Origin of the sequence: Ensifer sp. (assembly GCF_035999135.1) — a bacterium.
Taxonomy (GTDB): domain Bacteria; phylum Pseudomonadota; class Alphaproteobacteria; order Rhizobiales; family Rhizobiaceae; genus Ensifer.
This window is the reverse complement of the sequence record NZ_DASYGZ010000099.1, coordinates 26,470-36,142: the sequence shown is the minus strand read 5'-3', so window position 1 is coordinate 36,142 and position 9,673 is coordinate 26,470. Positions and strand designations below refer to the sequence as shown.

Here is a 9,673-nt window from a genome sequence, read left to right as displayed (position 1 = left end):
CAACTTCCAAGACACGCTTTGAAGTCGCCCGGTGGACAAATTGCCCCCGGGGGTTTTCGTTTATTGAAGGGAATTGGCCATGGCGCGCATCATCGAAACGGCAACCGGTCTGGAGGCTCTGACCTTCGACGACGTCCTGCTCCTGCCCGGACATTCCGAAGTCATGCCGGGTCAGACCAACATCGCGACCACCATCGCCCAGGATATCGACCTCAACCTTCCGATCCTGTCGTCCGCGATGGACACGGTCACCGAAGGGCGCCTGGCGATCGCCATGGCCCAGGCCGGCGGCATCGGTGTCATCCACCGCAACCTGACGCCGGCCGAGCAGGCCGAAGAGGTTCGCCAGGTCAAGAAGTTCGAAAGCGGCATGGTCGTCAATCCGGTGACCATCGGTCCCGACGCCAAGCTCGCCGATGCGCTGGGCCTGATGAAGCAGCACGCCATCTCCGGCATCCCGGTCGTTGAAAACGGCGGCGCCGGCGGCCAGAAGCAGGGCCGCCTCGTCGGCATCCTCACCAACCGTGACGTTCGTTTCGCCTCGGATCCGAACCAGAAGATCCATGAGCTGATGACCCACGAGAACCTCGTGACCGTCAAGGAAAGCGTCGACCAGCAGGAAGCCAAGCGCCTGCTGCACGCCCACCGCATCGAGAAGCTGCTGGTCGTCGACGGCGACGGTCGTTGCGTCGGCCTCATCACCGTCAAGGACATCGAGAAGGCGCAGCTCAACCCGAACGCCTCCAAGGACGCACAGGGGCGTCTGCGCGCTGCCGCCGCCATCTCCGTCGGTGACGACGGTTTTGAGCGTGCCGAGCGCCTGATCGACGCCGGCGTCGATCTGATCGTCGTCGACACCGCCCACGGCCATTCGCAGCGCGTGCTCGACGCCGTCGCCCGCGTCAAGAAGCTCTCGAACTCGGTTCGCATCATGGCCGGCAACGTCGCGACCGCCTCCGGCACAAAGGCGCTGATCGATGCCGGCGCGGATGCCGTCAAGGTCGGTATCGGTCCGGGCTCGATCTGCACCACCCGCATCGTCGCGGGTGTCGGCGTTCCGCAGCTGGCCGCGATCATGGGCGCCGTCGAGGCCGCCCAGGCGGCCGGCATTCCCGTGATTGCCGATGGCGGCATCAAGTTCTCCGGCGACCTCGCCAAGGCGATCGCCGCCGGCGCTTCCGCCGTCATGATCGGCTCGCTGCTGGCCGGCACCGATGAGAGCCCGGGCGAAGTGTTCCTCTACCAGGGCCGTTCCTTCAAGGCCTATCGCGGCATGGGCTCCGTCGGCGCTATGGCCCGCGGTTCGGCGGACCGCTACTTCCAGGCGGAAGTGCGCGATACGCTGAAGCTCGTTCCCGAGGGCATTGAAGGCCAGGTCCCGTACAAGGGCCCGGTTGCCGGCGTGTTGCACCAGCTCGCAGGCGGCCTCAAGGCCTCCATGGGTTACGTCGGCGGCCCGACCATTAGGGAATACCAGGAGCGCGCCCAGTTCGTGCGCATCTCGGGTGCCGGCCTTCGCGAAAGCCACGCCCATGACGTGACGATCACCCGCGAAAGCCCGAACTACCCGGGCGCGCACTGATCGCGACAAATGCGAAGGGCGCCGCGTAAACGCGCGGCGCCCTTTGGCTTTTCAGAGCTGTTTTTCAGATTGAGTGTGTTTAAGGAGTAGCGTGATGACGGGTTTCGAGATCTTCTGGCCGATTGTGGCGCATGTCTTTCTCGTCTTCTGCCTCTACGCTCTTCTGTCCTTGCGCCGCATGAGTCTGGTGCGTGCCGGCAAGGCACAGACCGCCCAGTTTCGCGAGAACCGCGACGAGCCCGGCGAGAGCCTGGTGGTCAAGAACAGCATCGCCAACCAGTTCGAGCTGCCGGTTCTCTTCTACGTCTGCTGCGTGCTGCTCTACATTACCGAGGCCGACAACATCGTCTCGGTCGTTCTTGCCTGGCTCTTCGTCGCGCTGCGCTACCTGCATGCCTTCGTGCATGTCACCAGCAATCGCATCCGTTATCGCCGGCCGCTGTTCATGGCGGGTTTTGCGGCCGTATTCGCGATGTGGGTGTGGCTTGCGGTCTGGATGGCGATGAGCTGACACAGGCTCAAGCGCACCTCGCCCGGCGCAGATCTGAGACAATTTTCCTCCCCGATCGCCGCGCCTTGATGCGTGTCAAATACCTTTCGTTGCATTTGGGCGTAGTCTTGCCGCCGTTAGCGTGACCGAACGTCTCGCCATGAGGCGGCGGTCTTGCGCCGACGTTGGACGACAACGCATCGGAGGACGAGATGACCGCAACGATGAAAGCCGCCGTGGTGCGCGAATTCGGCAAGCCGCTGGTGATCGAGGATATGCCGATCCCGGAGCCGGGTCCGGGCCAGGTGCTGATCAAGTACGAGGCAACAGGCGTTTGCCACACGGACCTGCATGCCGCCAACGGCGACTGGCCGGTCAAGCCGAAGCCGCCGTTCATCCCCGGCCATGAAGGTGTCGGCTATGTCGCCAAGCTTGGCAGCGGCGTCGCGCGCCTGAAGGAGGGCGACCGCGTCGGGGTTCCCTGGCTGCACACCGCCTGCGGTGGCTGCACGCCTTGCCGCACCGGCTGGGAGACGCTTTGCGGCAGTCAGCAGAACACCGGCTATTCCGTCAACGGCACGTTCGCCCAATATGGCCTTGCCGACCCGGATTTCGTCGGCCGGCTGCCGGACAAGCTCGAGTTCGGGCCGGCAGCGCCCGTTCTGTGCGCCGGCGTTACCGTCTACAAGGGCCTGAAGGAAACCGAGGTGCGCCCCGGCGAATGGGCGTTGATCTCCGGCATTGGCGGCCTCGGCCACATGGCGGTGCAATATGCCAAGGCCATGGGCATGCATGTCGCCGCGGTCGACATCTTTTCCGACAAGCTCGAGCTCGCAAGGAGGCTGGGTGCCGACCTCGTGGTGGACGCTCGGGACAAGGATGCGGTCGAGCAGGTGCAAAAGGCCACCGGCGGCGTCCATGGCGCGCTGGTGACGGCGGTGGCGCCGAAAGCGATGGAGCAGGCCTTCAACATGCTGCGGTCCAAGGGAACGATGGCGCTGGTCGGCCTGCCGCCAGGGCAGATGTGCGTGCCGATCTTCGATACCGTGCTGAAACGCATCACCATCCGCGGCTCGATTGTCGGAACGCGGCAGGATCTCGAAGAGTCGCTGGAGTTCGCCGGCGAGGGCAAGGTTGCCTCACATTTCACCTGGGACCGGATCGAGAACATCAATGCGATCTTCAAGCGCATGGAAGAGGGCAAGATCGACGGTCGCATCGTGCTCGACCTCAATGGCTGACCTGCCGAGGCGAAACACGCGGCAGTAACGCAAGTTTGTCTGTTCGAAGCCGCCCGCCGACCTATTCTGTCGCGGGCGGTTGTCTGCCGTCGCGGGAGAAGAAACCGAAGGAGGCTGGCATGCAGGAACCGAAGATCACCCAGGCGATGATCGACGCCTATGATGAATACACGCACCTGACCCTCGATCGCCGCCGGTTCATGGAAAAGCTCACCGGCTTGGCCGGTTCGGCTGCGGCAGCGGCAGCCATCGCGCCGCTGCTTGCCGCCAACGGCGCCAAGGCGGAAGTCGTTGCGCCGACCGATGCCCGGATCACCGGCGAGGATATTTCCTATCCAGGCGCTGCCGGCGAGATGAAGGGCTATCTCGTCCGCCCGAAGGACGTGAGCGGCAAGCTGCCGGCGGTCATCGTCATCCACGAGAACCGGGGCCTGAACCCGCACATCCGCGATGTCGCAAGACGCATGGCGCTCGAAGGCTTCCTGGCGCTTGCGCCGGATTTCCTCTCGCCCTCCGGCGGAACGCCGACGGACGAGGACAAGGCGCGCGAAATGATCGGTGCGCTCGACGCCGCGGCAACGACGGCGAATGCGGTTGCGACCGTTGCTTTCCTCGAAGGCCATCAGCAATCGACCGGGAAGGTCGGCGCCATCGGCTTCTGCTGGGGTGGGGGACTGGTCAATCGCCTGGCCATCGGTTCGCCCGACCTCAAGGCCGGCGTCGCCTATTACGGCGCACAGCCCAAGGCGGAAGACGTGCCGAAGATCAAGGCGGCCCTGCTGTTGCATTATGCTGGCCTCGACGAGCGCATCAACGCCGGCATCGAGGCCTATCAAAAGGCACTCAAGGACGATGGCAAGGACGCGACGATCTATGTCTATGACGGCGTCAATCACGCCTTCAACAATGACACCTCGGCGGCGCGCTACGACAAGGCCGCCGCCGACCTGGCCTGGGGGCGCACCGTCGAGTTCCTGAAGGCCAAGCTCGCCTGAGCCTGTTCGCCCTCAGGCGGCCGCCGCCCGGATAATGTCGTCGGCGCAGTCGCTGATGGCCGTTGCGAGCGCGTCCATGTCGCGCTCGCGCGGGCTGCTGCGCCGCCAGACGAGGCCGATCTCGCGCGCCGGCTCCGGGGCCGCGAAGGGCACGATGCGGATGGCGTTGCGTGCGGCCTCGGTCGAGATCGCGATTTCGGGAATGAGCGTCATGCCCATGCCGTTGGCGACCATCTGCAAGAGCGTCGTCATCGACGTGGCGCCGAACGAGACAAGGCGACGCTTGCCGGCCGTGCTGCAGACGGCGAGCGCTTGGTCCCTCAGGCAGTGCCCTTCCTCGAGCAAAAGCAACTGCTCGACATCCACCTGGTCCTCGGTCAGCGGCGACATCAGGATCGTGCGCTCGTTGTCGGCCATCGCCATATAGAACCGGTCGGAAAAGAGCGGCTTGGTCGCCAGTCCGTCCGTGTCGAGCGGCAGGGCGGCGATCACCGCATCAAGCACGCCGTCGCCGAGATCGGCAACCAGTCGTGAGGTGACCGATTCCTTCAATTCGATTTCGATCGCCGGATAGACGCGGCGCAGGTGCGGCACCAGTCGCGGCACCAGATAGGGGGCGAGCGTCGGAATGACGCCGATGCGGATCCGTCCTTCAAGCGTGCCGGAACTTGCCCGCGCGCTCTGCTCCAGTTGATCGACCTCGACAAGGATGGCGCGGGTGCGGGCCAGCACCTCCTCGCCCTTGCGGGTCAGCAAGACACCGCTGCGGCTGCGCTCGACCAGCTTTACGCCGAGGTGGCTTTCCATTTCCATGATCTGGGCCGAGAGCGCCGGCTGGCTGACGTGGACGAGTTCGGCGGCCTTGCCGAAGTGGCGGGCGGAGGCAAGCGCCTCGAAATAGCGCATCTGTCTGAGTGTAAGCATGATAGGAAAATCCTATCGAATTTTCAGATTAATGCAATTGGAGATTATCGAACATCCGTGGGAGAACCCTCCTGCCCGAGCGAGCGGAGCGCCGCGCCAGTCACGGTTGAAAGCCTTTCAAGGCGACCGCCGTGCACGGGCTTCTCGCGCTTGCCGTTCCGGGGCGCAACACCCTTCAACAGGAGGACGCGATGTCTGATCGACCCATATTGACGACCACGGCCGGAGCCCCGGTGCCGGACAACCAGAATGCGCTGACCGCCGGCCCGCGCGGCGGCGTGATGATGCAGGACTACCAGCTTATCGAGAAGCTGTCGCACCAAAACCGCGAGCGCATTCCCGAGCGCGCCGTGCATGCCAAGGGCTGGGGCGCCTATGGCACGCTGAAGATCACCGGCGATATCTCCCGCTATACCAAGGCCAAGGTGCTGCAGCCGGGCGCCGAGACGCCGATGCTGGCGCGTTTCTCGACTGTGGCCGGCGAGCAGGGCGCTGCCGACGCCGAACGCGACGTGCGCGGCTTCGCACTGAAGTTCTACACGCCCGAGGGCAACTGGGACCTCGTCGGCAACAACACGCCGATCTTCTTCGTGCGCGACCCCTACAAGTTTCCGGATTTCATCCACACCCAGAAGCGCCACCCGAAGACCAACCTGCGCTCGGCGACCGCCATGTGGGACTTCTGGTCGCTGTCGCCAGAAAGCCTGCACCAGGTGACGATCCTGATGTCGGATCGCGGATGTCCGGTCTCTCCCCTGCACATGAACGGCTACGGCTCGCACACCTTCTCGTTCTGGAACGACGCCAGCGAACGCTACTGGGTGAAATTCCACTTCAAGACCCAGCATGGCCACAAGCACTACACCAACGCCGAGGCCGCTGACGTGATCGGCCGGACGCGCGAGAGCTATCAGGAAGCGCTCTATGGCGCGATCGAAGCCGGCAACTATCCGCGCTGGACGCTGCAAGTGCAGATCATGCCGGAACTGGACGCGGACAAGACTGCCTACAATCCCTTCGACCTCACCAAGGTCTGGCCGCATGCGGACTATCCGCCGATCGAAGTCGGCGTGCTGGAACTCAACCGCAATCCGGAAAACTACTTCGCCGAAGTCGAGAACGCCGCCTTCTCGCCGTCCAACATCGTGCCGGGCATAGGCTTCTCGCCGGACAAGATGCTGCAGGCGCGGCTGTTCTCCTATGCCGATGCCCACCGCTATCGGCTCGGGACGCATTACGAGCACATTCCGGTGAACCGGCCGAAATGCCCTGTTCATCACTATCATCGCGACGGCCAGATGAACACGTTCGGCGGAATCGAGACCGGCAATCCCGACGCCTATTACGAGCCGAACTCGTTCAACGGCCCTGTGGAGCAGCCATCCGCCCAGGAACCGCCGCTGCGCATCAGCGGCGACATGGGGCGCTACGACCACCGCGAAGGCAACGACGACTACAGCCAGCCGCGGGCGCTGTTCAACCTGTTCGACGCCGGCCAGAAGACGCGGCTGTTTTCCAACATCGCGGCAGCGATGGGCGGTGTGCCGGCGATGATCGTCGAGCGCCAGCTCGCCCATTTCGGGCGTGTTTATCCCGATTATGAAGCCGGCGTTCGAGCCGCTCTTTACGCGGCACATGGCTACGAGGCCGACACCGCGACCGCCGCGGAATAATTCCAGGAGGGCGGGCCTCCGGATAGGAAAAGCCCACGCATCGGACGATGCGTGGGCTTTTCACGTTACCGATGAGATCTCACCAGCCCGGCAGCATATGGCTCTGCCGGAGCCGCGGATAACGCGGGAAGCCCTTGATATCGGCGTCGATGTCGTCATTGGCGCTGATCGGCGTAATGTTGTCGAGGCAGGCGGTAATATGATTGCTGATCGCGTTCGAAAGCGAAGGCGACAGGCCCGGCCGCTTCATGATGCCGATCTGCACCGGCGCCAGCGCCGGGAAGCCGTCGGCAAGCGTCAGCACCTTCATGCCCGGGCGAAGTGCTGATTCCGGCAGCACCGACACGGCCATGCCGGCCAACACCGCCGCGGCGACGACCGTCGACGACCAGCTGGTGAACAGGATCTGATACTCGCGGCCGGTGGCGTCGAGGGCGGCACAGGCGGCCTGCCGCCACAGACAGTCGCGGCGGCCGACGGCAAGCGGGATCGGCGCGTTCTCCGGTAGCGGATGGTTGATCGAGCTTACCCAGCAGAGCGGTTCGGTCCTGACGACATCGGAAGCGCGGGCGCGTGGATTGTGCGTGACGAGCGCGATGTCGAGGTCCCCCTTGGCCATCTTCTCGGCGAGATCGACAGAGGGTTCGCAGACGATGTAGAGCTCGACATTCGGATGGGTCTTGGCAAACCGCATGATGATCTCGGGCATGTAGCGGTCGGCATAGTCGTCGGGCGTGCCGATCCGGAGCGTGCCCTCCAGCCGATTGTCGTCAAAGGAAGCGATCGCTTCGTTGTTGAGGCGGATCATCCGGCGGGCGAAATTGAGCAGCCGGTCGCCTTCGACCGTCAGCCGGTTGCCGCGGCCGTCCTTCATGAACAGCGCCTTGCCGATGCGCTCTTCCAGGCGCCGCATCTGCATGGAAACGGCCGATTGCGTCTTGAAGACCCGGTCGGCCGCCTTGGTGAAACTGCCCGTATCGGCGATCGCGACGAAGGTCTGGAGCTGATCGATATCAAGGGGTGCGGACATGGTCGTGATGCATCCATAAGATTGTTTGATGAATATCATTAAAAACATTCGTTGGACTGATCAATAAGGATTTGCGATCTATGAGGGGCAAATTCATCGATCCCCCTGCCGGCAATGATGCCGGTCGTTCCCAAATTTCTTGGCCCGCCCCTGCGTTTGATCTCCCCGCAGGGGATGGGTCTCTTCGTGCCTGAAAGAAGGAGCCCGTCATGCGCACGACACAGCACGTCCTCGATCTCGACCTCGTTGCCGGAAAGCAGTCGCATGCCGCCCGCGCCGCTGGCGTTACGGGCATGCTGACGTCCACATGGCGCCAGCTGCGCAATCGCTATGCGATCGGCCGCCTGAACGACCTGGATGACCGACAGCTCCTCGACATGGGGCTGAAGCGCGAAGATGTGAACGAGGCGATTACCTCGCCCTTCTTCGACAATCCGGCGAGTTACCTGACGCGCGCATCGCGCAACCGTGCGAGCCTCTTTTACAAGGGGACCCGCCACGACTGATTTCCCCATGGCGCATCCCGCCGCTTGAGATGTGCCAGTCGAGCATGATCCGCGAAAGCCTGCCGCCGCCGCGGATCATGCTGCGAATTTAGAAGTTTCGGCGCTGCTGGCCTCAACGGTCGCGCGCTCAAACGTTCCCCGCAGGGTAGAGCCAATAGACCCTGCCGCTTGGCCCGGTGCATGACCAAGACATGTACCGGGCCTTTTTCTTGTCGGGACGTCGCGTGCTGACAGGTTTTCCCGGACCGGAGATGTCAGAATCCGGGAAGGGACGGGAATGTTTTGTCGGTGGGGAGGGCCTCAGGCCTTCGTGCCTGGTCCGGTCTTGTAGACGTCGAACAGCGCTTCGACGTTCTTCTGGTATTCCTTCTGCATCTCAAGGCCGGTGTCGAACATGCTGTTCATCACCTGGGAGAATTGCGCCAGCGCCGGATTGTCGGATGCCGGCTTTTGCGCACCGGCGGCACCCGCCTGCATCATGTCCTGAAACGCCTTGACGAAGGGGTTGTCGGCGAAGAGATCGGGCGTCTTCGGCTTTTCCGCTTCCTTCTTGCCCATGCCGAAGAAGCCCTGCATCGCCTGGGTGAAGGGATTGTCGAAGGGGTTCGGCTGCGGTTCCGGCTTTTTCGCAAAGCCGGCGGCTTCCATCCATTGCCGCATGGCGTTTGCCATCGGATTGTTGGTGAAGGCATCGCTTGCGGCGGCAAACTGCCCGGTCGTCTGCTTGAAAAGCCCGCCCATCAGCGTATCGGCCATGGCCGGCAGCATCTGCTTGTAGATTTCCTGGCTGATACCCGTCAGTTGAGCGGCCTGCGCGGCAATCGCGCGCGACATTTCCTTGGAGCCGAACAGTTGCCCGAGCACGCCGTTGCCGTCCGCCGTGCCCTGCGGTGTGAAGGCCTGGCTCACATCCTCGAAGTATTTGGCGTAGTTGCCGTTGCCGAGCGCGGTCAAGAGCGCGCCGAAATCGTAAGGGTTTGCGGTGTTGCGCTTGAAGGCGGCGGAAAAGGCCGGCAGCAGCGCCGCCGTCGCCTTTGTCATCTGTTCCTGAGCAAGGCCGAACTGTTGTGCCATCAGTTCGATGGCCTTGCCGTTCTGCGCCTGCGCGAACATGTCAAAAAGCGGTGCCATGCCAGTTCCCCTTCGGCATCTCGACGCGCGACGCTTCAAGCGGCGCATATCCTTGCACTATAACGGGAAATCGGGGTCTGGAAACCGCTTTTTGAACGGAG

9 protein-coding genes are annotated in these 9,673 nt (G+C 63.4%); 6 read left to right on the top strand and 3 right to left on the bottom strand.

The annotated features are described in order from the left end of the window. Window positions 1-79 precede the first annotated feature (79 nt). From guaB to VGO12_RS11460, 4 genes are all read left to right on the top strand, one after another. Window positions 80-1,582 carry an IMP dehydrogenase gene (guaB, locus tag VGO12_RS11475; protein ID WP_327512874.1) on the top strand — a complete coding sequence of 501 codons (1,503 nt, stop codon included), beginning with the start codon at window positions 80-82 and terminating at the stop codon, window positions 1,580-1,582. A gap of 94 nt (window positions 1,583-1,676) precedes the next feature. Further along, window positions 1,677-2,093: an MAPEG family protein gene (locus tag VGO12_RS11470; RefSeq protein ID WP_327512873.1), complete on the top strand. Its 417-nt coding sequence runs from the start codon at window positions 1,677-1,679 to the stop codon at window positions 2,091-2,093. Window positions 2,094-2,284: 191 nt separating this feature from the next. After that, complete coding sequence (gene adhP / locus VGO12_RS11465; RefSeq protein ID WP_327512872.1) at window positions 2,285-3,313, top strand: alcohol dehydrogenase AdhP; 1,029 nt, start codon at window positions 2,285-2,287, stop codon at window positions 3,311-3,313. A gap of 119 nt (window positions 3,314-3,432) precedes the next feature. Beyond that, window positions 3,433-4,308, top strand: coding sequence for a dienelactone hydrolase family protein (locus VGO12_RS11460; protein WP_327512871.1), 876 nt, complete (start codon window positions 3,433-3,435; stop codon window positions 4,306-4,308). A 12-nt stretch (window positions 4,309-4,320) separates the two neighbouring features. Here VGO12_RS11460 and VGO12_RS11455 read toward each other — a convergent pair whose 3' ends face one another. Further along, window positions 4,321-5,232 (bottom strand): hydrogen peroxide-inducible genes activator, encoded by a 912-nt coding sequence (locus VGO12_RS11455; RefSeq protein WP_327512870.1) that lies wholly within the window; start codon window positions 5,230-5,232, stop codon window positions 4,321-4,323. A 191-nt stretch (window positions 5,233-5,423) separates the two neighbouring features. On the opposite strand from VGO12_RS11455, the gene katA reads away from it, so the two are divergent. Next, the gene (katA, locus tag VGO12_RS11450) at window positions 5,424-6,905 is read left to right on the top strand and encodes a catalase KatA (protein ID WP_327512869.1); all 1,482 of its coding nucleotides are present in this window, start codon (window positions 5,424-5,426) and stop codon (window positions 6,903-6,905) included. Window positions 6,906-6,984: 79 nt separating this feature from the next. Here katA and VGO12_RS11445 read toward each other — a convergent pair whose 3' ends face one another. Continuing rightward, window positions 6,985-7,935, bottom strand: coding sequence for a LysR substrate-binding domain-containing protein (locus VGO12_RS11445; protein WP_327512868.1), 951 nt, complete (start codon window positions 7,933-7,935; stop codon window positions 6,985-6,987). Between the two features lie 209 nt (window positions 7,936-8,144). Here VGO12_RS11445 and VGO12_RS11440 point away from each other — a divergent pair, with 209 nt between their 5' ends. Beyond that, entirely contained in the window at window positions 8,145-8,441 is a 297-nt protein-coding gene (locus VGO12_RS11440) for a DUF1127 domain-containing protein (protein ID WP_327512867.1), read from the top strand. A gap of 300 nt (window positions 8,442-8,741) precedes the next feature. Here the strand turns inward: VGO12_RS11440 and VGO12_RS11435 are convergent, their stop codons facing one another. Further along, entirely contained in the window at window positions 8,742-9,572 is an 831-nt protein-coding gene (locus VGO12_RS11435) for a DUF937 domain-containing protein (RefSeq protein WP_327512866.1), read from the bottom strand. Between the last annotated feature and the right edge of the window lie 101 nt (window positions 9,573-9,673).